This window comes from Enterobacter sp. SCRI0065 (assembly GCF_059766475.1).
Genome location: NZ_JCBAJB010000004.1, coordinates 424,744 through 447,268, shown reverse-complemented (window position 1 = coordinate 447,268; position 22,525 = coordinate 424,744). Strand labels below are relative to the sequence as shown.

Sequence of the window (22,525 nt, the reverse complement as noted above, 5' to 3'; positions counted from 1 at the left end):
GGGGTTTTTTATATGAGCTTTCACGCGAATATTATTTATCGCTACAGTCTTTACCCGCGTGGAACTTCGCGTCTTTATCCGCCATCAGCGTTTTCACCATCTCACCGCTGTCAGGATTAGGCTCTAGCGTAAAGTGACCATCAACGGTTAGCAGAACAGGCTTGCTGTCGTTTCCACGTGCAACCGCGTAATCACGTTCCAACTGCGCATTGTTCGCAACATTCACTTTTTTGCCGGTGGCACAGTCGGTAAATATCGCCGCATCGGCCATGTAGAAGTACATACCGCGCATCGCCATTGGGGTTGACGGTAGTGCTGCATTCACGGGCGCCAGCGTGTAGTTGAACTGAGATTCAATCGGATTACCTTCACGATCGAGCATCTCCATTCCCTCGCCTTTGGCGCGGAAAAACGTTTTCTCGCCTTGTGCATCAATCAGCACCAGCTTCTCAGCGGTACGTGCCCATTTACCGTAAGTGGCAAATGAAGACGGTTCTTTCGCCCCCTGATAACGCTGGTTCATAACCCAGGTTCCGTCTTTTTCCAGGAACAGAGTGGTTTCAATACCTTCGCAGTCTGCGCAAGGTAAAACCCCGCGCCAACTTTGCTGCATAGGCTTTAATTCCGCCGATTGCGTCGGTTGGATTACCTGCATTTCAGCACGATTATTACAGCCAATTAGCGCAAAGAGCGTTGAAGCTGCCAGTGCTGACAAGATTACTGTTTTCACGATAAATTCCTTATAAAATGTGTCCTGGCCCGTCAATCCTGAGGCCGACGAACTTTACCGCGTAGTGACTTCACTGAGGATTTCTGCGCCTTCGATGATAATCGGCGTTCTTTCGACGCGCGCGTAGGACGGGTAGCCCGACGACTTTTTTGCACTGCGGTTAATTCTTTTATGACCGCCACCAGCCGGGAAAGTGCCGCCGCCCGGTTTAACTCCTGGCTGCGATATTCTTGCGCCTTAATAATCATGATGCCATCACTCGTAATGAGATGATGGCTGGCAGCAAGCAGTATCTCTTTGTAATACTCTGGCAGGCTAGAGGCCCGAATGTCAAAGCGCAAATGGATAGCCGTTGAGGCTTTATTTACATGCTGCCCTCCCGCTCCCTGAGCGCGAATCGCGGTGATCTCAATCTCACTATCAGGAATGGTTACGGTTCGGGACAACTCTATCATTTGGACGACTGCCACGCTGCCAGATGAATTTCCAGATTATTCTGGGAATCAGACAACCAGATAGCACCATCCTGAATCGTTGCCTGTAACGCCATCGTCCGTCCGGCAAACGCGCTCAGTTGAGCCAGTTGTTCATCATCCAGATACCACACAGAAAGATGCGGAAACTGCGCGCATTTCTTCTGATTTTGCTGCCACCAGATCTCTGCAGCACGTTGATTATAGGTAAATAGCGCCACCTCAGCAGATTGGGTACAGGCTTTCTTGATACGGCGTTCATCCGGTAGACCAAGTTCGATCCACAAATCAATGCCCATATGATCGTTAAGCTGCCAGGCTTCCGGCTCGTCTTCCGCGCTCAATCCACGGCTAAACTGTAGCCGCTCGTTTGCGTACTTAATCCATGCCAGCAGGCGCAGCATCATGCGCTCCTGCGTTTCAGATGGGTGACGTGCCAGCGTTAATGACGCATCCAGGAACTGGTTGCGGTCAAGATCGGCCACGTTGACCACAGCTTTATAAATAGTCGCTTTCAGCGCCATGAGAGAACTCCATTCGAATCAGACAGCCATTGTAGCGAAATTACGGCCAAAAGGCTGTTACGGCGCGGTGAATGTCAGCAATATCAAGCTGCTGATATTGCTTGAATGAGTATGGTATAGTCACCTTGCTAAACCGAGTTTATCTTCGTAGGCTTAAGGGGATCTCACAGTAACGTCAGTGCGCTGACAGGAGGGGATGTGGAAAATTATTGTGAGTTAATTCGCAAACGGTATGCGGAAATTGCTAGCGGAGATCTGGGTTACATCCCGGATGCGTTGGGCTGTGTATTGAAGGTGCTGAATGAAGTGGCGTCGGATGACAGCATTTCAGAATCGGTCAGGGAAAAAGCGGCGTATGCTGCTGCGAATTTACTGGTGAGCGATTATGTCAATGAATGAAACCTATCAACCCATCAACTGTGATGACTATGACAACCTCGAGCTCGCCTGCCAGCATCATCTGATATTGGCGCTGGAGTTAAAAGACGGCGAGGTGTTGAAGGCAAAAGCCAGCGATCTGGTCTCACGCAAAAACGTTGAATATCTGGTCGTCGAAGACGCAGGCTCAACCCGTGAGCTTCGTCTCGATAAAATTGCCAGCTTCAGCCATCCAGAAATCGGCACCGTCGTTGTTAGCGAGTCCTGATTTTCTTTAACGGGCAGTCAACTGCCCGTTACGCTTTCCATTCAAACGTCACGCCTTCTTCTGCCCAACCTTCCTGGGTGACAAATACCCCCGCTGCTGCAATGAGCGTTTCGCCATAAAAAAGTAGCGGCGTGGTGTCTCGTTGCCAGGGCGGAATATCGTACTCTTGCCAGATTTTTTTCAACTTTCGTCCGCCGTTACGCCCAACGATGTGTAGCAGGCCGCTGGCTTTATAACGCACCGTGACGATTTCTCCCTTTTCGGGCGGACGGACAGGTCCGTTTGCCGTTAAAGACACGACGCCCTGAGGAAGACGTAAAGGCACTGAGGGATCCGTCCATTCAACCATTTCCCCTGCCAGTGAAGGCTGGAATTGAATCCACCAAAGCTGCCCCCTGAAGCGCCTCACTTCAAACCCGTTGAGATACAAACGCGGCGCGGCATCTTCACGCGCCAACGCAACTTCGTCCCAAATTCGACAAAGCATGTCGCGCGAAGGCATCTGCGCACCGTGAGCCGCAAGCCAGCGCCGAAGCAACGCGGCACGACGTACTGGGCTCATCAGTGTCAGAGGTACAATGTCTAATGCGCCTTCCTCCGATGTAAGACTAGACAACTGCTCGCTCAGCAACTCATCCAGCAAACTCTCTTGCTCGGCGCAAAGCGCCGCGCTTCTCGCCGCAGCTTGCGCAAAATGAGGCCAACGTGCGGCAAGCTGGGGCACAACGCGAAGCCTCAGGAAATTGCGGTCATAACTGTCATCCTGATTACTTTCGTCTTCAATCCAGTGCAAGTGATGGTCGAGCGCCCATCTTTCCAACGATGCCCGAGTTTCACTCAACAGTGGACGCAACAAAAAGGTACCAGAAAATGCCGTGCGATCGGGCATAGCGGATAACCCGGCGGGACCACTCCCGCGTTTTAGCGCCAGCAAAAAGGTTTCGCATTGATCGTCCAGATGCTGCGCCGTGACTAACGCCTCACCGACCTCAAGTGCTTTTTCAAAAGCACAATAGCGAGCCTTACGCGCCTGCGCTTCGATCCCCAGCCCCTCATCGTTCAGCGTAACCCGTTCGACAATAAGAGGAATACGCCACGCTTTACAAAGTGCCTCACAATGCGCAACCCAGGTTTCTGCGTTTGAACTCAATCCATGATGAATGTGAATTGCCCGTATCTGCACGTCAGGTTCTTGCTCGCGCCAGAGCATCAGCCGATGAAGCAGTACGGTAGAATCCAGCCCACCGCTAAACCCAACCAGTAGATGGCGATATGGATTAACAGACTGAGCGATAACAGGTTGTGTCATAGGGATTCTTACAGAGGACTCATGCCCGGAAAACTACCGAGCATTAGCGGGGATAGCAAGTATTACTGCTGGTAAAGCTCCAGCGGTAATCCATCCGGGTCATTGAAAAAGGTAAATCGCTTATCGGTAAACGGGTCGATTCGGATGGCTTCGCACTTGACGCCGTGCGCTTCAAGATGCTCGACGGCCAGGTCGAGATTGTCCACGCTAAACGCAAGATGGCGAAGTCCACAGGCTTCTGGCCGTGAGGGACGAGAAGGCGGAAAAGGGAAAGAAAACAGCTCAATCACATATTGCCCATTCAGCGCCAGATCGCCTTTCCATGAATCACGCTCGGCGCGATACGCTTCTGCCATGAGTGTGAACCCCAGCGTGTCACAATAGAACGCCTTACTTTTGGCGTAGTCCGTAGCAATAATGGCAATATGATGAACCTGTTTTAAACCCAGCATAGCTTCTCCTTTTTATGATGCCAGAACGTTACAACTGAAAACCCCGACCACGCAAGAGGTCAACCTGATTTTAGGACTCGGACCCAGTAAACGCCGTCGTCATCGCGCTTCGTGCCATGGATGTCGGTTTCAAAACCGGGGAAGTGTCGACCAACGGAACAAAGCATCAGCAGAAAATCGAGCACCGCCCTGCTACTTTCGGTGATCATCTCTCCCGGCATTAATAGCGGAACCCCCGGCGGATAAGGCAGGATCATATTAGCCGATACGCGCCCAACCAGATTTTCCAGCTCGACGGTTTCCACCTCACCTTTTACCTGACGTTGCCAGGCCCTATACGGCGTCAGCTTCATTTCTGGCAGAACGTCGAATGCCTGAAGCATCAGACGTGGGAGATCGTGCTGACGGATAAGCCGGTGGATCCCCTGCGCCAGATCCTGAATGCGCATGTTGCGATAAAAATCAGGATCTTCGGCATACAGATCCGGCAGCATATTTTTGACGCGTAAATTGAGATCGTAAGCGCGCTTGAACTCCATCAGTCCACGCAGTAACCCCATCGCCCGGGTTTTGTCGATCCCAATGCTGAACAGAAACAGCAAGTTGTACGGCCCCGTTTTCTCGACCACTACACCACGCTCATCAAGGAATTTTGCCACCAGCGCAGCCGGGATGCCTTCATCACTCATCGTTCCCTGTTCATCCATGCCTGGCGTTAATATCGTCACTTTGACCGGGTCGAGGAACATATGGTCAGCATCGGCTTCTTTAAACCCGTGCCAGCTTTGGTCGGGAGCAACCGGCCAGCATTCCGCTTCGTCGATTTCTTCTGGCTGCCAGATATCAAAGAACCAACCCTCGGCCTCGTCTTTAAGGCGCTGTACTTCCTTGCGAAAATGTAGCGCCCGATCAACTGAACGCGTGATAAGTCTTTTACCGGGGTTGCCGCGCAGCATCGCCGCCGCGGTTTCAATCGAGGCCACCAGCGGATAACTGGGCGATGTGGTCGTGTGCATCATAAAGGCTTCATTGAAAGTCTCTTCGTCATACTCGCCTTTGACATGAATTAAAGAAGCCTGGGAAAAAGCCGCCAGCATTTTATGCGTCGATTGTGTCTCAAAGAACACTTTGCCGGGCATGCGCTCGCCGCTCATCCCACTTTTGCCGGCATAAATGGGATGGAAATTGGTGTACGGCACCCACGCTGAATCAAAATGAATGGAAGGGATATCAAGCGTCTGCTTAATCCAGTTGGTGTTGTACAGCAGGCCATCATAGGTGGAGTTGGTAATGACCGCATGAATCGGCCAGCTCGCATCGGGTATCGATGCCACTTTGCGCTCAATAGCTGCATGAGAGAATTCCCGACGCGGAATACCGCCAAGGATCCCTAGCGCATTACGCGTAGGCGAAAGCCAGAGCGGCACGACATCACTCATCATCAGTAAATGTGCCAATGACTTATGGCAGTTACGATCAATCAGCAGCGTACTTCCGGCAGGTGCGGCATACATCCCCACAATCTTATTCGATGTCGATGTCCCGTTAGTCACCATGTAACTCTGCTCAGCACCGAAGGTCCGCGCAATATACTCTTCCGCCTCAAGATGCGGGCCGGTATGGTCCAGTAAAGAACCGAGCTCCGTGACCGAGATCGACACATCTGCCTTCAGGGTATTTCCGCCAAAGAAATCATAAAACAGGCACCCGACCGGGCTTTTCTGATATGCCGTGCCTCCCATATGACCTGGTGTGCAAAACGTATATTTCCCTTCCTTCACGTAGGTGAAGAGCGCGCGGGTAAACGGAGGGGTAATATTATCGAGATATTCACGCGTATATTGTTGAACGCGGGTCGCAATGTCCTCGGCGGCCCCCAGAGCATATTCGAAGAACCATAGCGCCATACGCATGTCGTGCGCACTAACGTCCATCGTCGACTGGGTATTAATAAAAGCGTAGAGCGGCAGATATTCATTCAGCTGATTGATATCACTACACAGCTCAAGATCGTATTCATCCCAGTCAAAGATCACGCCACAGATACGCGGGTTGTGTTCGATAAACTTCAGCAGGTCAGCACTGTTGTTTGGCCAGATGAGCTGAAATCCACGCGACTGTAACGACTGCTCTAGCTCCTTGATGGGCTCGTCTTTATAAAAGACGCCGTGCGGCCCCATAATAGCAATGATGTTCACGGTCTACCTCCTTGAAAAACATTAGCTAAGCATAGTTGAGGTAAACGGCAGGTATAAAAAAAGCCGCAACACTGTGCGGCTTTTAAGACGAATGTGAAGCTTAGGCGTAACCGTAGTTCATCAGACGCTGATAACGACGATTAAGCAAATCTTCTGTGCTCAATACATCCAGATCTGCCAGATCGGCAAGCAACTGCGCTTTAAGCGAAGCCGCCATCACTTCTGGCTTACGGTGCGCACCACCCAATGGTTCAGGGATCACGGAGTCGATCAGTTTAAGCTCTTTGAGGCGAGGGGCAGTAATTCCCATCGCTTCAGCGGCCAACGGCGCTTTATCTGCACTCTTCCACAGAATGGAAGCACAGCCTTCTGGAGAGATAACGGAATAGGTGCTGTACTGCAACATATTCACTTTATCGCCCACACCGATTGCCAGCGCACCACCGGAACCGCCTTCACCAATAACGGTACAAATAACCGGTACCTTCAGGCGAGACATTTCACGCAGGTTACGCGCAATCGCTTCTGACTGGCCGCGCTCTTCAGCACCCACACCAGGATAGGCACCCGGGGTGTCGATGAAGGTCACGATTGGCATGTTGAAACGCTCAGCCATTTCCATCAGGCGCAGCGCCTTACGGTAGCCTTCCGGCGCTGGCATCCCAAAGTTACGGCGGATCTTCTCTTTGGTTTCACGACCTTTCTGATGACCAATGATCATCACCGGACGACCGTCCAGGCGCGCAATACCGCCGACAATGGCTTTGTCGTCGGCATAAGCACGATCGCCTGCCAGTTCGTCAAATTCATCAAACGCCAGGCGGACATAATCCAGGGTGTACGGACGCTGAGGATGGCGTGCCAACTGGGCAATTTGCCATGCGCCGAGATCGGCAAAGATTTTGCGCGTCAGTTCTACGCTTTTTTCACGTAGACGATGCACTTCTTCGTCGATGTTAATATCCAGTTTTTCATCTTGACGGCCAACGGCGGTCAGAGAATCGATTTTCGCTTCCAGCTCTGCGATCGGCTGTTCGAAATCAAGGAAATTCAGACTCATAGTATTCCTGTATTAGTCAAACTCCAGTTCCACCTGCTCCGAACCAATAAGGCCACGGAGATCGTTAAGTAAACGATCGCTCGGAGAGACACGCCACGTTGCACCAAAGCGCAATCGCGCACGTGCATCCGCCCTCTGATAGTAGAGATGTACTGGAATGGTCCCCGAACGATGGGGTTCCAGAGACTGACGGAGTCGGTTTAAAAGCTGGTCATCAATTTGCCTGTCCGTCAGCGAGATAGCAAGCCCGCGAGCATATTTTTCCCGGGCTTCGTCAATATCCATCACTTCACGGGCCATCATTTTAAGCCCACCGCTGAAGTCATCAAAGCTGACCTGTCCGCTGACGATAAGTATGCGGTCGTTTTCCAGCAAATGCTGGTATTTTTCCAGCGCTTCCGTGAATAACATCACTTCCAGCCGCCCGGAGCGGTCATCTAACGTACAGATGCCGATGCGATTGCCGCGCTTGGTGACCATTACCCTTGCAGCAATCACGAGCCCAGCCGCCGTGGTCACTTTACCACGATCGGTTGGATGCATGTCTTTAAGCCGATAGCCGCCGACATAGCGCTCAATTTCTTTTAAATACTGGTTGATTGGGTGTCCGGTCAGGTACAAGCCTAACGTTTCACGCTCCCCTTCAAGTATCGTATGTTCTGGCCACGGTTGGCAGTTGGCATAGGATTGTTCAATTTGCTCTGGCTCTTCAGCCAGCACACCGAACATATCCGCCTGTCCAGTCGCTTCCGCTTTGGCATGTTGATCCGCGGCTTTCAGCGCATCCCCGAGTGAGTTCATCAGCGCGGCGCGATGGGGTCCAAGACGGTCAAATGCCCCGGACATGATCAACTTTTCAAGCACTCGACGATTCAGTTTTTTAGTGTCGGTACGGGCGCAGAGATCGAAAAGTTCGCGGAAATAACCACCTTCGTTTCGGGCCTCAATGATCGCTTCGATCGGGCCTTCACCCACGCCTTTGATCGCCCCGATCCCGTATACAATCTCACCGTCGTCATTTACATGGAAATGATACTGCCCCGAGTTAATATCAGGCGGCAGAATTTTCAACCCCATCCGCCAGCACTCATCGACCAGGCCAACTACCTTATCGGTATTATCCATATCGGCGGTCATAACTGCCGCCATAAATTCTGCTGGATAGTGTGCTTTTAGCCACAGCGTTTGATACGACACCAATGCATAAGCAGCTGAATGCGATTTGTTAAATCCGTAACCGGCGAATTTCTCAACCAGGTCAAAGATTTTAATTGCCAGTTCGCCGTCGACGCCATTTTTCTTCGCGCCGTCCTCAAACGTCCCGCGCTGCTTAGCCATTTCCTCCGGCTTTTTCTTACCCATCGCACGACGCAACATATCCGCGCCGCCAAGGGTATAGCCAGAGAGTTCCTGCGCGATCTGCATAACCTGTTCCTGATACAGGATAATGCCATAGGTTGGCTCCAGTACCGGCTTCAGGCATTCATGCTGCCACTGCACGTCAGGGTAGGAAATCTCTTCACGCCCATGCTTACGGTCGATAAAGTTATCTACCATCCCCGATTGCAATGGACCTGGGCGGAACAAGGCCACCAGTGCGATCATATCTTCGAAGCAGTCGGGCTGAAGACGCTTAATCAGATCCTTCATGCCGCGCGATTCAAGCTGGAATACCGCGGTGGTTTCCGAGCGCTGCAGCATGTCGAAGCTTTTCTTATCTTCCAGCGGGATCGCCGCGATATCAATCGGTTCGAGGCCTTGCTTGGCTCGACGCGGATTGATCATCTTTAACGCCCAATCAATGATGGTGAGCGTTCGCAAACCCAGGAAGTCAAACTTCACCAGACCCGCATATTCAACATCATTCTTGTCGAACTGCGTGACCGGATGCTGGCCCGATTCATCGCAATAAAGTGGCGCAAAATCGGTAATTTTGGTAGGGGCAATAACCACCCCACCAGCGTGCTTACCTGCATTTCGCGTAACGCCCTCAAGCTTACGCGCCATGTCGATAAGCGCTTTAACTTCTTCGTCCGCTTCGTAGATTTCTGGCAGTTGAGGCTCTGCCTCAAACGCTTTTGCCAGCGTCATACCAGGATCGGGCGGCACCAGTTTCGAAATACGATCCACGAAACCATAAGGATGGCCCAGCACGCGGCCTACGTCTCGGATAACGGCCTTCGCGGCCATGGTTCCGAAAGTAATAATCTGCGATACCGCATCGCGGCCATACATATCTGCAACGTGTTCAATAACCTGGTCGCGTTTCTCCATACAGAAGTCGACGTCGAAGTCAGGCATTGAGACACGTTCCGGGTTAAGGAAGCGCTCGAACAGCAGGTCAAATTCCAAAGGATCGAGATCGGTAATTTTTAGCGCATACGCCACAAGCGAACCTGCACCTGAACCACGACCCGGACCTACCGGTACACCGTTATCCTTCGACCACTGGATAAACTCCATCACGATCAGGAAGTAGCCCGGGAACCCCATCTGGTTAATAACCTTGAGTTCAATATCCAGACGTTCATCGTAAGGGGGACGCTTCTCGTTACGTTCTGCTTCATCCGGGAACAAGAATTCCAGTCGGTCTTCCAGCCCTTCTTTCGATTTAAGGACCAGGAAGTCTTCTGTGGTCATCTCCCCGGTTGGGAATTGTGGCAGGAAATACTCACCCAAACGAACGGTAACGTTACAACGCTTGGCAATCTCAACGGTGTTTTCCAGCGCTTCCGGGATATCCGCAAACAGTTCGCACATTTCATCTTCGGTGCGCATGTACTGCTGCGTGGAATAATTGCGCGGACGCTTAGGATCGTCGAGTGTAAAACCGTCGTGAATAGCTACGCGGATTTCATGTGCATCAAAATCACCGGCGTCTATGAAGCGCACGTCGTTGGTGGCAACGACTGGTAACCCGCGCGCTTCCGCAAGGGCAACCGCGGCATGCAGATAATTTTCTTCGTCAGGACGACCGGTACGGATCAACTCCAGATAGAAACGGTCCGGGAAGTGCTCTTCATAGAACGAAACACACTGATCAACCAGAGCATTATTGCCGCGTAGCAAGCTTCTACCCACGTCTCCCATGCGACCGCCGGAAATCAGGAGCAATCCTTCGTTCAGCTCGGCCAACCAGTCTCTGTCAATCCAGGGGCCATCAACGCCATAGCCACGCTGGTAGGCGCGAGAGATCAGTAATGTCAGGTTCTGATAGCCCGTGTTATCCATTGCCAGCACGGAGATCTGGGTCATCTCATCGCCGAGCAACTCATTTTGCACATGAAAATCTGCGCCAATGACAGGCTTCAGGCCAGCACCATGCGCCGCTCCGTAGAACTTAACCAGACCACAAAGATTGGTGAAATCGGTGATCGCCAGCGCAGGCATGCCAAGCGCGGCCGCCTTTTTCACCAGCGGCCCGGTCTTCGCCAGCCCATCAATCATGGAGTAGTCGCTATGCACCCGTAGGTGTACGAAACGTGGTTCAGCCATCTTCAGATTCCGCGTTACTTAATTGCTTGCGTATTGATTCAGGACACCAGTCCCAGTGCGCGTTTCACCGGACCAAAACTGCGTCGATGATGTTCAGTTGCGCCATGTTTAGCCAGCCTTTCCAGATGGAAAGGGGTTGGATATCCCTTATGCTGGGCAAAACCATACAGGGGAAATGTGAGATCCAGCGCGGCCATTTCGGCATCACGTGTCACTTTGGCAATAATTGAGGCCGCACTAATTTCTGGCACACGGCTATCGCCCTTAACCACAGCCAATGAAGGCATGGGTAATGCCGGGCAACGGTTACCGTCGATAAGAACATATTCCGGTACAATCGCAAGCCCTGCGACCGCACGCTGCATGGCCAACATCGTGGCATGCAGAATATTTAATTCATCAATCTCGTGCGGTTCCGCGCGTCCCAGACTCCAGCACAGTGCTTTTTCTTTTATTTCATCGAATAGCGCCAGGCGGCGTTTTTCAGAGAGTTTTTTCGAATCGTTCAATCCCACAATCGGGCGAGCCGGATCGAGGATAACAGCGGCGGTGACGACCGCACCGACCAGCGGTCCACGGCCCACTTCGTCCACACCCGCAACAAGATGCGTGTGCGGATAAATAAATTCCATCATTTTGCTAACTCCATCACCGCTTCAGCTGCTTGCTCATCGGCATTACAGCGTATCTGCTGATGCAGTTCCCGGAAAGTATCGTGCATGTGGTGACTGGTTTTACCGTCTGCCAGCAATGGCAACAGCGCATCAGCCAGCGCCTGGGGCTGGCACTCATCCTGCAGCAGCTCTTTCACCAGTTCACGTCCAGCAAGCAAATTGGGCAAGGAAACATAGTCTGTTTTAACCAGACGCTTCGCCAGCCAGAAGGTGAAAGGCTTCATACGATAGCCAACCACCATAGGACATTTCGCCAGCATACATTCCAGTGCTGCCGTACCGGATGCTAACAGAGCTGCATCGCTCGCCACCATGGCTTCTCGGCCTTTGCCATCCAGCAGATGGACGTGCAGGTCGGGAGCCACTTCTGCTTTGATGCGTTCAAACTGCTCGCGACGTTTGGCATTGACCAAGGGGACAACCACTTCGAGACTGGGATAGGTCTGACGAAGAATTTGCGCAGTCTTGAGGAAATCCGCGCTGAGCATTTCCACTTCAGCACCGCGACTGCCCGGCAACAAGGCCAGGCAATGGGCATCATGTGGAATCCCCAGAATATCGCGCGCCGCCTTTTTATCAGGATCAAGCGGCATAGCATCTGCCATGGTATGCCCGATAAAACGACAGGGAACGTTGAATTTATCGTAAAACGCTTTTTCGAAAGGCAGAAAAGCAAGCACCAGATCTGTCGATCTGCCGATTTTGAAAACGCGTTTCTGTCGCCACGCCCAAACGGACGGACTGACATAATGAATCGTTTTAATGCCCTGTTTTTTCAAATTACCTTCGAGCGTAATGTTGAAATCAGGTGCATCGATACCGACAAACACATCGGGTTTGAGATCGGTAAAGCGACGCGTGAGATCGGCACGAATATGCAGTAAACGGCGTAAACGCCCCAGCACTTCGACGATTCCCATTACCGCGAGTTCTTCCATCTCGTACCAGGCTTCACAGCCCTCCGCCTGCATCAGCGGGCCTGCAACGCCAACAAAACGTGCATTGGGTACGCGAGTCTTGAGTGCGCGGATAAGACCGGCACCAAGAATATCGCCGGAAGTTTCTCCGGCGACCAGGGCTATCGTTAGCGGACGGTTGTCGACCATTAACGAATCAGACCTCGAGTTGAACGTTCAAAGAACTCGGTGAACGCTTTCACTTCGGGATACTTTTCCGCCAGCTCGGCAACTTCCGGCTTCGCCTCTTCCAGCGTTTTCCCGCTACGGTACAGAAGTTTGTACGCGTTACGGATCGCGGTGATAGCTTCACGGCTAAAGCCGCGACGCTTGAGACCTTCGATATTCACACCAAACGGTGTTGCGTGGTTACCCTGCGCAATCACATACGGTGGAACGTCCTGCGCCACACCGGAGCAGCCGCCGACCATCACGTGCGCACCAATGATGCAGAACTGATGGACTGCCGTCATGCCGCCAATGATGGCGAAATCATCAACCGATACGTGTCCCGCCAACGTTGCGTTGTTAGCGAGAATACAACGGCTACCTACCGTACAATCATGTGCAATATGTGCATTGACCATAAACAGGTTGTCGCTGCCCACCTTCGTCAATCCACCACCCTGTACTGTGCCACGATGAATGGTGACGCTTTCGCGAATGCGGTTACGATCGCCAATTTCCAGACGGGTCGGTTCGCCAGCATACTTAAGATCCTGGTTTACTTCGCCAACGGAGGCGAACTGATAAATCTCGTTATCGCGGCCAATGGTCGTATGACCATTCACAACAACATGAGATTTCAGCACGGTACCCTCACCAATTACGACATGGGGTCCAACAATACAAAAAGGTCCAATGTGGGCATTGGCACCAATAACGGCACCCTCTTCCACAATGGCCGTGGGATGAATAAAGGCGGATTTATCAATCACGTATCAGGCCTCCCGGCTACGCGCACACATCATGGTAGCTTCACAAACAACTTTGCCATCAACCAGAGCAACGCCTTTGAAGCGCGTCAGGCCACGGCGCGTTTTTTCAAAAGTCACTTCCATGATCATCTGATCACCAGGCACAACGGGACGCTTAAAGCGTGCTTCATCGATACCCGCGAAGTAATACAACTCACCTGGCTCCAGTTTGCCTACGCTTTTAAACGCAAGAATACCGGTAGCCTGCGCCATCGCTTCCAGGATCAAAACGCCCGGGAAGATAGGCTTACCAGGGAAATGCCCCTGGAAGAATGGCTCATTTACAGAGACATTTTTCACTGCGCGCAGAAAACGACCTTCTTCAAAATCCAGCACACGGTCTACCAGCAAAAACGGGTAGCGGTGCGGCAGAAGTTCTAAAATCTCTTCAATATGCAGAGTATGAGTGTCGGTAGTCAAAATACTCTTCCTGTCAAAATGTACTGAATAGCAATAATAACACGGCCTGCCGGATTATAAGAAAGCCGACAGGCCGGGAAATTTAGCGTTAAAAGGATGAACGCTTAGTCTTGTTGATTGATTTTGCGCTCAATAGACTTGAGGCGCTTGCTCATATCATCAATATTCATCACCAGAGCTGCGGTTTTACGCCACATCTTATTCGGTTGCAGCGGAATGCCGGAGGAATAGACGCCAGGCTCAGTGATAGGACGCATCACCATGCCCATGCCTGTCACCGTGACTTTGTCGCATATTTCCATATGTCCATTAATCACGCTGGCCCCACCGATCATGCAGTAACGACCAATTTTCAGGCTGCCTGCCATGATCACGCCGCCCGCAACTGCGGTATTGTCGCCAATCACGACGTTATGCGCAATCTGACATTGATTATCGATGATAACACCATTACCAATAATGGTATCGTCGAGCGCACCGCGATCGATAGTCGTGCATGCTCCGATCTCAACACGATCGCCAATAATGACGCGACCAAGCTGTGGGATTTTGATCCAGTTACCACGATCGTTGGCATAACCGAATCCATCAGAACCAATAACGGTGCTGGACTGGATCAGGCAATTTTCGCCAATCTCTATCTCATGATAAACGGTCACATTGGCCCACAAACGGGAACCTGCACCAATTTTCGTCTTTTTGCCGACGAAACAACCCGCACCAATAACCACGTTATCGCCCAGAACAACATCGGATTCGATAACGGCGTTTGCGCCAATTGCTACGTTGTTACCCAGCTGTGCCGTCGGGTCAATCGCTGCGCTTGCAGCAATGTTCTGCGCCGGCTGAGGCGTGGTATCAAAAATTTGAGCCATACGCGCGTAAGTCAGGTAGGGATTCTTCACTACCAGCGCAGCGCTTGCGGCAAACGGGAGATCGTCCTGCGTCAGTACGACAGCAGACGCCTGACATTGAGCCAGGTGTTCACGGTACTTCGGGCTAACCATGAACGTAATGTTGCCTGCTTTAGCAGATTGCATGGACGCAACAGCGGTGATGACGATATCGCCATCACCGTGTAATTCTGCATCCAACTGCTGAGCTAAATCAGCCAGTCGAATTGAAGGCATTACTTATTTAACCTGTTTCAGTACATCAGCAGTGATGTCTTTAACATCTTTGCTGTTGAAAGCAACGGCATTAGCATCAACAACCAGATCAATACTCTGATCGGCTGCAACTGCTTTCACAGCAGACTGGATACGAGTCACCAGCTTGCCACGTTCTTCGTTAGAACGACGCTGACGGTCCTGCTCGAAAGCCTGTGCTTTCTGAGAGAAAGTCTGGCGCTGAGCCATCACGTCTTTTTCCAGCTTGCTGCGATCGCTTGCCTTCATGGTAGAACCATCACGCTGCAAACGCTGCATTTTGGACTGGAGGTCGTTTTCCATACCTTGCAGTTCGCCAGCACGGCCTTTGAATTCGTTTTCCAGAGTTGCAGAAACACCTGTTTTCTGCGCAACTTGCTGGAACAGATTACCCATGTTGACGATTGCAATTTTGTCCGCTGCCTGAGCAGAAGTTACCATCGCCAAACCAAGACCTGCAGCTAATAACCACTTTTTCACAATAAACTCCTTACCATCCCATTGGTACCCGAAGGTACCGTTCTTTGCGTGGCAAGGCGATCGTCTCTGCGATCGCCGGTTGTCAGCGCTACACTGCCAACGCATTCCATTGCAACGGACAATTACCAGGTTTTACCAATGTTAAACTGGAATTGCTCCGCTTTGTCTCCATCGTATTTCTTAAACGGCTGGGCGTAAGAGAAGACCAACGGCCCCAACGGTGACATCCATTGTAATGCGATACCTGCAGACATGCGAATATTGCTCGGATCGCTATAATCCGGTACGCCTGCTGCTTTCATCTGAGACGTGTTTTCCCAGTTGGTATCCCACACGGTACCCGCATCCCAGAAGAACGAAGTACGGACTGAGTTCGCATACTTGTCACTGATAAACGGCGTAGGCGTGATGAACTCAAGGCTAGCAACACCCATGGCGTTACCGCCCACCGCATCATTAGAACTACAAACTTCTGATGACGAAGCCTTATTACAGTTATCAGTGTCGTTACCGCCGTAGTAGACCGCTTTCGGACCAATGTTATTGGACTGGAAGCCACGTACGGTGCTTGAACCACCCGCATAGAAGTTCTCGTAGAACGGCAGCTCCTTGCTTCCGATCCCATCGCCATAACCCCAACGCGTACGACCCAGAACAACCCATTTGTGGTCATCATCAATAGGGAAGTACGACGCGGTATCCAGCGTCAGCTTGTAGAACTCGTTATCAGAGCCTGGCACGGTCACTTTACCATTCAGGTTGACACGGGAACCTTCTGTCGGGAAGAAACCACGGTCGAGGCGGTTATACGTCCAGCCATAGTTGAAGGTGAAGTCATCTGCTGCAAAACCATTGTTATCGCTGGAGGTGCTAGCTGACTGGCCGATAGAATCCAGATAACGCCACATCGCCACCTGCGGTTGCATATTGGACAGGTCGTTATGTACGTAACCTAAACCAGCACGCAGGGTGTTGTATTCGTTAATCGGGAAGCCAAGCGTGCCATCCAGACCATAACTTTTGTTGGTATAAGAGGACAGATCTGCATCATCGGCTTTAAAGTCGTTATAGAAGATACGACCGCCCAAACTTACACCATCAACGGTGAAGTACGGGTTAGTTACCGAGAACTCAGAATAGGTCTGGTAGTCGTTTTTAGTCCCGTTGATACCAACGGAGTAACCCGTACCCAACCAGTTATCCTGTTGAACGCCAACCTGGAAGCTCACGCCACTTTCAGTACCGTAACCGACACCAAAGTTGAAGCTACCAGTATTACGTTCTTTAACCTTATAGACGACGTCAACCTGATCCGGGCTACCCGGTACACGCTGGGTGTCCGTATCAACCGTTTCAAAGTAGCCCAGACGGTTCAAACGTTCTTTACCCTGGTCTACCATGTCGCTACCCAGCCACGCGCCTTCCATCTGGCGCATTTCGCGACGCAGTACGGAATCTTTGGAGGTATCGTTGCCTTCAAAGCGAATCTTACGCACGTAGAAACGGTTACCAGCATCAACGTTAACGTGAAGCTTAACGGTTTTATCCGTATCGTTAATTTCTGGCTGAGTCTGAACGCGCGGGTACGCATAACCATAACGGCCGAGCAGCTTTTTAATGCCGTCTTCCATTTTGGTCACTTTTGCGCCGCTATACAGTTCGCCCGGCTGGAGCTTAGTCAAACTCTCGATCTCTGCGGAGTGACCCGCCAGGTTACCACTCACCTCAACACCGGAAAGCTTGTACTGATCGCCTTCTGTGATGTTAACGGTAATGTAGATACCTTTCTTGTCCGGAGTCAGACTGACCTGGGTAGAGTCAATATTGAAACGTGCATAACCGCGGTCCAGATAGTAGCTACGCAGGGTTTCGAGATCGCCCGCCAGCTTCTGCTTCTGGTACTTGCGATCGCCCACCACGTTCCACCACGGCACTTCGTCGCGGAGTTGGAACGTTGAGATCAGCTCGTCCGTACTGAACGCGTGGTTGCCCACAATGTTGATCTGCTGGATTTTCGCAGACACGCCTTCCTGGAAGACAAGCTTCAGGTCAACGCGATTACGCGGCAGCGGTGTCACAACGGCTTTTACGCTCGCGCTGTATTTACCGACGCTGTAGTAGAAATCTTCCAGTCCTTTTTCGATATCGGACAGGGTTGTGCGGTCCAGAGACTCGCCAACACGAACACCAGATGCTTCAAGGTTTTGCTTGAGCATATCGTCTTTCACCGACTTGTTGCCGGAGAAAGTGATACTGGCAATCGTCGGGCGTTCTTTCACCTGAACCAGCAGCGTATCACCATCGCGCAGGACGCGGACATCCTCAAAGTTGCCAGTGGCAAACAGAGCACGAATGGTATTACTGATATCTTCATCATTAACCGTGTCGCCTTGGCGCACTGGCATACTGAGGAGGGCCGCACCAACGGCGACACGCTGTAGGCCTTCGAAATGAATATCCTTCACTACGAACCCTTCAGCACCGTATACGGTCGCGCTGCTAAACAGCAGCGACGCTATGAGCAACTTTTTCATCGCCATCGTTATTATGCGTTCTTCCTAACTATCTCTCTTACAACCGAGAGAAATCATTGAAAAGTGCAAGCCCCATTAACAGCACTAGCAAAATCGAGCCAATGCGATAACTAAAGTCTTGAACTCGCTCGGATACCGGTCCGCCTTTTAGCTTTTCAATCGCTAAAAACAGCAGATGCCCCCCATCTAAAACAGGAAGCGGGAACAGGTTGATTATCCCGAGGTTCACGCTTATCAGCGCGAGGAACATGAGATAGTAAATCACCCCGAATTCCGCTGACATCCCAGCCCCCTGGGCGATAGAAATCGGCCCACTGAGGTTGTTCAGTTTTACGTCACCGGTTATCAATTTCCCCAACATAGTGACCGTAAGCTTCATCAATTGCCATGTTTTATCCGTGGCTTCAACGATGGCGCTAAACGGCCCATACTGGCGTATTGTCTTGTACTCATCTGGCAGCGGGATCACTTTTGGCACTACGCCAGCAAACCCCTCAGCCTTTCCGCCACCCGGTTTAGTATCCGGGATGAGCGTCAAGGAGAGCGGACTCCCCTGCCTTTCGACTTCCAGTGCCAACGGCGTGCCTGGATTATCGCGCACCAGATTAACAAAGGTCATCCATTGTGTTAACGGCTGACCGTCGACTTTAACGATCCTGTCGCCCGCTTGCAAACCTGCTTTACGCGCAGCTGAATCAGCCTGCACTTGTGCTAATACAGGTTCGATCTGCGCACCGCGTGGGCGAATGCCCAATGCCGCTACAGGATCTTCTTTATCAGGCTCAAAATTCCAGTGGCGTAAATCCAGAACTTTTTCCTGCCGCTGGTTAGCACCAAAAGGTGAAACGCTGACTTTTGTCTGCTCATCGCCGATTTTGGCAACCAACTGCAACCTGACGGCATCCCAATCAGGGGTTTCGATGCCGTCGATTGCTTTAAGTTCCATGCCTGGTGCAATTTGCGCTGTCGCCGCGATAGAGTCGGGTGAAATTTCACCCACCACCGGACGAACGCCAGGGACACCGATGATAAACACCAGCCAGTAAGCGAAGACAGCAAAGATGAAGTTGGCTACCGGTCCGGCAGCAATGATGGCGGCGCGTTGGCCTACCGTTTTGTTGTTGAACGCGTAGTGTCGCATTTCAGGCGCAACAGCTTCTACGCGTTCATCCAGCATTTTGACGTAGCCGCCAAGTGGAATCAGGGCGATGACAAACTCGGTGCCGTGACGGTCATTGCGACGCCAAAGCGATTTGCCAAAGCCAATCGAGAAACGCTCGACCCGCACTCCGCAGCGCCGGGCAACCCAGAAATGGCCAAATTCATGCACGGTGATAAGCACACCAAGTGCAACTATGAACGCCGCCAGATTCCAGAGAATGCTCAGCATAAAACCTTCCGTTAAATCGTCCCGAATACCAGAAACAACAGGCATGCAAATACAGGAACCGCAGCCGTCAGGCTATCAATGCGATCCAATATTCCACCATGACCTGGAATAAGGTGACCACTGTCTTTAATCCCTGCTTCACGCTTGAACATACTTTCGGTCAAGTCACCCAATACAGACGCCAGCGCAGCAACGATGGAGCAAATCAGCAACGTTGTTGGCGCAACTTCAAGGTTCGCCCAGACACCGTAGCCCCAGGAAATAATCGCGGCGGTAAACAGACCACCGAAAAACCCTTGCCAGGTTTTCCCCGGAGAAACCTTCGGCGCCAGTTTATGCTTGCCGAACAGTTTACCAAACATATAGGCACCAGAGTCAGCCCCCCAGACGAGAATCATCACATATAACAGCCATAAAGCACCGCTGTAGTGGTTTTCGTCGTAGTGCCAGGTGCGCAAAACAAGCATACCCCAGAAAAAAGGAATAATTGTGAGCATGCCAAATATCAGGCGCAGCGTCTTAGAGTGACGCCAGACCGATGCAGAGCCGGGATAAAACAGCACCAGCATCAATGCCACTATCCACCAACCTAACGATGCCCAGAGCGAACCGGCGACCAGTGGCTGATGAATGTCGTGGTGATACTCAGGCAGCACAAACAGCATCAGGGCCAGCAACAGGCCACAGAGCACCGCCAGCCATACCCGCTGAGTGCGCGAGGTAAAGCCGCTAAGCTGTCCCCATTCCCACGCCGCGAGCATGCACACCACCAGCGTGACAATAGCAAATCCCACCGGAGGCAGTAAAAACAGCGCTGCGATGACGATGGGTATTAATACAAAAGCGGAAATCAGGCGATACTTCAGCAAAAGCTACCCCCATCAGACTTTGTCAGCGCCAGGCTCAGTGCCGCCAAAGCGACGCTCTCGATTGGCAAAGGCATGCAGCGCACCTTCAAAGTCTTGTTCATCAAAATCGGGCCAAAGAACGTCAGTAAAGTAAAGTTCGGCGTAGGCAATTTGCCAAAGCAGAAAGTTACTAATGCGATGTTCTCCCCCTGTCCTAATTACCAAATCCACGGGTGCCAGTTCATTCATGCAGATTTGCTGACCCAGCGCCTCTTCATCAATTTGGTCGGGTCTCAACAGCCCTTCCTGAACTTGTTCGGCCAAGTGCCGAACGCCCTGGATAATATCCCAACGTCCGCCGTAATTCGCCGCGATATTGAGCGTAAGACCCGTATTATTTTCGGTCACCGCCTCCGCTTTGCGAATACGTTCCTGCAAACGTGAGTTAAAACGACTGGTATCGCCAATTATACGCAGGCGTACGTTGTGGCGATGCAGGCTTTTTACTTCGCTGTCGAGCGCCCACACAAACAACTCCATCAACGCAGTGACTTCCTGCGGAGGTCGATTCCAGTTTTCACTGCTGAAAGCATAGAGCGTTAACGCATCAATGCCGTTATTGGCGGCAAAAGAAACGGCGCGGCGAACAGATTTCGCCCCAGCTTTATGCCCAAAGGCTCGTATCTTCCCTTGTCTTTTCGCCCAGCGGCCATTGCCATCCATAATGATTGCTACATGGCGACAGCCATGAGCTGGCAAGTTTTCGCTTATTGGTTGATTCGCAGACAACATAACGCGTTTTTAGTCCCTGAAAGGATTTAGCGGTACTCAGGAATACTGAAGCCTTTACATAAAAAAGCCGTGTCATACCACGGCTTACCTGACCACTCGTAGTCAAATACCTGCGATCAGGTGGCGCAGACTATATCACTGAAGCCCAACGCTAACAAATAGCACGACCACTAGCGCTTGGATTATCACCAGCTTGCGAGACGCGTCACCTGTTCAAGCGCCACCACGCGCGCCTGTGCATCGACTGCCAACACTTCCTCGACGCTCTGCGGCTCTCGCAGATCCATCGAATCGAGGACTGACAAATTCAGTGCCGCAATGTCAGTAAAGCGGATGCGCTGGTTCAGAAATGCCTCAACGGTAATTTCATTGGCTGCATTAAGCGCCGTCGTCGCAGCCTGCCCATGGTCAAAAGCATTCATCGCCAGCTTCAGACAAGGGTACCTGTCATAATCAGGCTCACTAAAGGTCAGAGAGCTGAGCTTGCAAAAGTCGAGCGGTTTGGCTCCTGAGATGACGCGATGTGGCCACGCCATCGAGTGTGCGATTGGCGTGCGCATGTCCGGTTCACCTAACTGTGCAAGGACGCTGCCATCCTGATAGCGAACCATGGAATGAATCACCGACTGCGGGTGGATCAGCACTTCCATCTGTTTTGCAGACGCATTAAAAAGCCAGCGAGCTTCAATGTATTCCAGACCTTTATTCATCATAGTGGCAGAGTCGACAGAGATTTTTCTTCCCATCGACCAGTTCGGATGACGACATGCCTGATCGGGCGTCATAGAGGCCAGTTCAGACAATGGCGTTTCACGGAATGGACCACCAGACCCGGTAAGCAGAATCGACACAACGCCATTCTGCTCGAGATCAGCGTACCCTAGGTTTTCCTGAAAAGGTTGCGGTAAACTCTGAAAAATCGCGTTATGTTCGCTATCGACCGGTAAAAGTCGTGCGCCGCGCTGTTTTACCGCGTCCATAAAGAGCCGGCCACAGGTGACTAATGCCTCTTTGTTCGCCAGCAGCACCGTTTTGCCTGCATCAATAGCCGCAAGCGTTGGCAGCAGCCCTGCCGCGCCGACTATCGCCGCCATGACCTGATCGACCTCACTCAGCGCAGCCATATCACAAGCGGCTTGCTGCCCACTCATGACTTCTGTACGACTCCCCTTCTCTGCCAGCAGTGCTTTAACCTGAATAGCACTTTCCTCGTCGTCCATCACCGCATAGCGGGGAGTAAATTCCAGACACTGTTCGACCATCCGCTGCACATTCTTCCCGGCCACAAGCGCGGTGACGGTGTAGTTTTCAGGATTGTGACGAACAACGTCAAGAGTGCTGCAACCAATAGAACCGGTCGAGCCGAGGAGAGTTAAATGCTTCATGAGATGCCCGGAAGAAAGTTAGATCATATAAAAG

21 protein-coding genes are annotated in these 22,525 nt (G+C 51.7%); 2 read left to right on the top strand and 19 right to left on the bottom strand.

Annotation, left to right across the window (positions count from 1 at the left end; all coding sequences use genetic code 11):
* Positions 1–31: 31 nt before the first annotated feature.
* From nlpE to AC6EMZ_RS14555, 3 genes are read right to left on the bottom strand one after another with little or no spacing between them, the layout of a single operon-like run.
* Positions 32–730 carry an envelope stress response activation lipoprotein NlpE gene (nlpE, locus tag AC6EMZ_RS14565; RefSeq protein WP_498403254.1) on the bottom strand — a complete coding sequence of 233 codons (699 nt, stop codon included), beginning with the start codon at positions 728–730 and terminating at the stop codon, positions 32–34.
* A gap of 32 nt (positions 731–762) precedes the next feature.
* Positions 763–1,185 carry an alternative ribosome rescue aminoacyl-tRNA hydrolase ArfB gene (arfB, locus tag AC6EMZ_RS14560; RefSeq protein ID WP_498403253.1) on the bottom strand — a complete coding sequence of 141 codons (423 nt, stop codon included), beginning with the start codon at positions 1,183–1,185 and terminating at the stop codon, positions 763–765.
* Positions 1,182–1,727, bottom strand: a complete 546-nt coding sequence (locus tag AC6EMZ_RS14555) for a YaeQ family protein (protein ID WP_498403252.1) — start codon at positions 1,725–1,727, stop codon at positions 1,182–1,184. Before AC6EMZ_RS14555 ends, arfB begins: the two co-directional genes overlap by 4 nt.
* Before the next feature lie 198 nt (positions 1,728–1,925).
* On the opposite strand from AC6EMZ_RS14555, the gene AC6EMZ_RS14550 reads away from it, so the two are divergent.
* Entirely contained in the window at positions 1,926–2,126 is a 201-nt protein-coding gene (locus tag AC6EMZ_RS14550; RefSeq protein WP_498403251.1) for a YaeP family protein, read from the top strand.
* Positions 2,113–2,373, top strand: a complete 261-nt coding sequence (rof, locus tag AC6EMZ_RS14545) for a Rho-binding antiterminator (RefSeq protein ID WP_498403250.1) — start codon at positions 2,113–2,115, stop codon at positions 2,371–2,373. Before AC6EMZ_RS14550 ends, rof begins: the two co-directional genes overlap by 14 nt.
* Before the next feature lie 28 nt (positions 2,374–2,401).
* Here rof and tilS read toward each other — a convergent pair whose 3' ends face one another.
* The 16 genes from tilS to ispC form a co-directional block, all read right to left on the bottom strand.
* A complete protein-coding gene (gene tilS, locus AC6EMZ_RS14540; protein WP_498403249.1) occupies positions 2,402–3,682 on the bottom strand; it encodes a tRNA lysidine(34) synthetase TilS in 1,281 nt (426 codons plus the stop codon).
* Positions 3,683–3,744: 62 nt separating this feature from the next.
* Positions 3,745–4,134: a VOC family protein gene (locus AC6EMZ_RS14535; protein ID WP_498403248.1), complete on the bottom strand. Its 390-nt coding sequence runs from the start codon at positions 4,132–4,134 to the stop codon at positions 3,745–3,747.
* A 59-nt stretch (positions 4,135–4,193) separates the two neighbouring features.
* Positions 4,194–6,332 carry a lysine decarboxylase LdcC gene (locus AC6EMZ_RS14530; RefSeq protein ID WP_498403247.1) on the bottom strand — a complete coding sequence of 713 codons (2,139 nt, stop codon included), beginning with the start codon at positions 6,330–6,332 and terminating at the stop codon, positions 4,194–4,196.
* A gap of 100 nt (positions 6,333–6,432) precedes the next feature.
* On the bottom strand, positions 6,433–7,392 hold the full coding sequence (accA, locus tag AC6EMZ_RS14525; protein WP_498403246.1) for an acetyl-CoA carboxylase carboxyl transferase subunit alpha: 960 nt from the start codon (positions 7,390–7,392) through the stop codon (positions 6,433–6,435).
* A 12-nt stretch (positions 7,393–7,404) separates the two neighbouring features.
* Positions 7,405–10,887 carry a DNA polymerase III subunit alpha gene (gene dnaE / locus AC6EMZ_RS14520; RefSeq protein WP_498403245.1) on the bottom strand — a complete coding sequence of 1,161 codons (3,483 nt, stop codon included), beginning with the start codon at positions 10,885–10,887 and terminating at the stop codon, positions 7,405–7,407.
* Positions 10,888–10,925: 38 nt separating this feature from the next.
* Positions 10,926–11,522: a ribonuclease HII gene (rnhB, locus tag AC6EMZ_RS14515; RefSeq protein WP_498403244.1), complete on the bottom strand. Its 597-nt coding sequence runs from the start codon at positions 11,520–11,522 to the stop codon at positions 10,926–10,928.
* A complete protein-coding gene (gene lpxB / locus AC6EMZ_RS14510; RefSeq protein ID WP_498403243.1) occupies positions 11,519–12,667 on the bottom strand; it encodes a lipid-A-disaccharide synthase in 1,149 nt (382 codons plus the stop codon). The genes rnhB and lpxB overlap by 4 nt, the downstream gene beginning before the upstream one ends.
* The gene (gene lpxA, locus AC6EMZ_RS14505; protein WP_498403241.1) at positions 12,667–13,455 is read right to left on the bottom strand and encodes an acyl-ACP--UDP-N-acetylglucosamine O-acyltransferase; all 789 of its coding nucleotides are present in this window, start codon (positions 13,453–13,455) and stop codon (positions 12,667–12,669) included. The genes lpxB and lpxA overlap by 1 nt, the downstream gene beginning before the upstream one ends.
* Before the next feature lie 3 nt (positions 13,456–13,458).
* On the bottom strand, positions 13,459–13,914 hold the full coding sequence (gene fabZ / locus AC6EMZ_RS14500) for a 3-hydroxyacyl-ACP dehydratase FabZ (protein WP_007373234.1): 456 nt from the start codon (positions 13,912–13,914) through the stop codon (positions 13,459–13,461).
* Between the two features lie 104 nt (positions 13,915–14,018).
* Positions 14,019–15,044 carry a UDP-3-O-(3-hydroxymyristoyl)glucosamine N-acyltransferase gene (gene lpxD / locus AC6EMZ_RS14495; protein WP_498403240.1) on the bottom strand — a complete coding sequence of 342 codons (1,026 nt, stop codon included), beginning with the start codon at positions 15,042–15,044 and terminating at the stop codon, positions 14,019–14,021.
* 3 nt (positions 15,045–15,047) lie between these two features.
* Complete coding sequence (gene skp, locus AC6EMZ_RS14490; protein ID WP_498403239.1) at positions 15,048–15,542, bottom strand: molecular chaperone Skp; 495 nt, start codon at positions 15,540–15,542, stop codon at positions 15,048–15,050.
* Between the two features lie 122 nt (positions 15,543–15,664).
* On the bottom strand, positions 15,665–18,082 hold the full coding sequence (gene bamA, locus AC6EMZ_RS14485) for an outer membrane protein assembly factor BamA (protein ID WP_498403238.1): 2,418 nt from the start codon (positions 18,080–18,082) through the stop codon (positions 15,665–15,667).
* Between the two features lie 31 nt (positions 18,083–18,113).
* Positions 18,114–19,466 (bottom strand): sigma E protease regulator RseP, encoded by a 1,353-nt coding sequence (rseP, locus tag AC6EMZ_RS14480; RefSeq protein ID WP_498403237.1) that lies wholly within the window; start codon positions 19,464–19,466, stop codon positions 18,114–18,116.
* Between the two features lie 11 nt (positions 19,467–19,477).
* Entirely contained in the window at positions 19,478–20,335 is an 858-nt protein-coding gene (gene cdsA, locus AC6EMZ_RS14475) for a phosphatidate cytidylyltransferase (protein ID WP_498403236.1), read from the bottom strand.
* A 12-nt stretch (positions 20,336–20,347) separates the two neighbouring features.
* Complete coding sequence (ispU, locus tag AC6EMZ_RS14470) at positions 20,348–21,106, bottom strand: (2E,6E)-farnesyl-diphosphate-specific ditrans,polycis-undecaprenyl-diphosphate synthase (protein WP_498403235.1); 759 nt, start codon at positions 21,104–21,106, stop codon at positions 20,348–20,350.
* 185 nt (positions 21,107–21,291) lie between these two features.
* Positions 21,292–22,491: a 1-deoxy-D-xylulose-5-phosphate reductoisomerase gene (gene ispC, locus AC6EMZ_RS14465; RefSeq protein ID WP_498403234.1), complete on the bottom strand. Its 1,200-nt coding sequence runs from the start codon at positions 22,489–22,491 to the stop codon at positions 21,292–21,294.
* Positions 22,492–22,525 lie beyond the last annotated feature (34 nt).

Bases quoted from the DNA above. Each gene is read 5' to 3' on its own strand.
- arfB (WP_498403253.1), bottom strand. From the start codon at position 1,185: ATGATAGAGTTGTCCCGAACCGTAACCATTCCTGATAGTGAGATTGAG.
- AC6EMZ_RS14555 (WP_498403252.1), bottom strand. From the start codon at position 1,727: ATGGCGCTGAAAGCGACTATTTATAAAGCTGTGGTCAACGTGGCCGAT.
- rof (WP_498403250.1), top strand. From the start codon at position 2,113: ATGTCAATGAATGAAACCTATCAACCCATCAACTGTGATGACTATGAC.
- tilS (WP_498403249.1), bottom strand. From the start codon at position 3,682: ATGACACAACCTGTTATCGCTCAGTCTGTTAATCCATATCGCCATCTA.
- AC6EMZ_RS14535 (WP_498403248.1), bottom strand. From the start codon at position 4,134: ATGCTGGGTTTAAAACAGGTTCATCATATTGCCATTATTGCTACGGAC.
- accA (WP_498403246.1), bottom strand. From the start codon at position 7,392: ATGAGTCTGAATTTCCTTGATTTCGAACAGCCGATCGCAGAGCTGGAA.
- dnaE (WP_498403245.1), bottom strand. From the start codon at position 10,887: ATGGCTGAACCACGTTTCGTACACCTACGGGTGCATAGCGACTACTCC.
- rnhB (WP_498403244.1), bottom strand. From the start codon at position 11,522: ATGATGGAATTTATTTATCCGCACACGCATCTTGTTGCGGGTGTGGAC.
- lpxB (WP_498403243.1), bottom strand. From the start codon at position 12,667: ATGGTCGACAACCGTCCGCTAACGATAGCCCTGGTCGCCGGAGAAACT.
- lpxD (WP_498403240.1), bottom strand. From the start codon at position 15,044: ATGCCTTCAATTCGACTGGCTGATTTAGCTCAGCAGTTGGATGCAGAA.
- bamA (WP_498403238.1), bottom strand. From the start codon at position 18,082: ATGGCGATGAAAAAGTTGCTCATAGCGTCGCTGCTGTTTAGCAGCGCG.
- rseP (WP_498403237.1), bottom strand. From the start codon at position 19,466: ATGCTGAGCATTCTCTGGAATCTGGCGGCGTTCATAGTTGCACTTGGT.
- ispU (WP_498403235.1), bottom strand. From the start codon at position 21,106: ATGTTGTCTGCGAATCAACCAATAAGCGAAAACTTGCCAGCTCATGGC.
- ispC (WP_498403234.1), bottom strand. From the start codon at position 22,491: ATGAAGCATTTAACTCTCCTCGGCTCGACCGGTTCTATTGGTTGCAGC.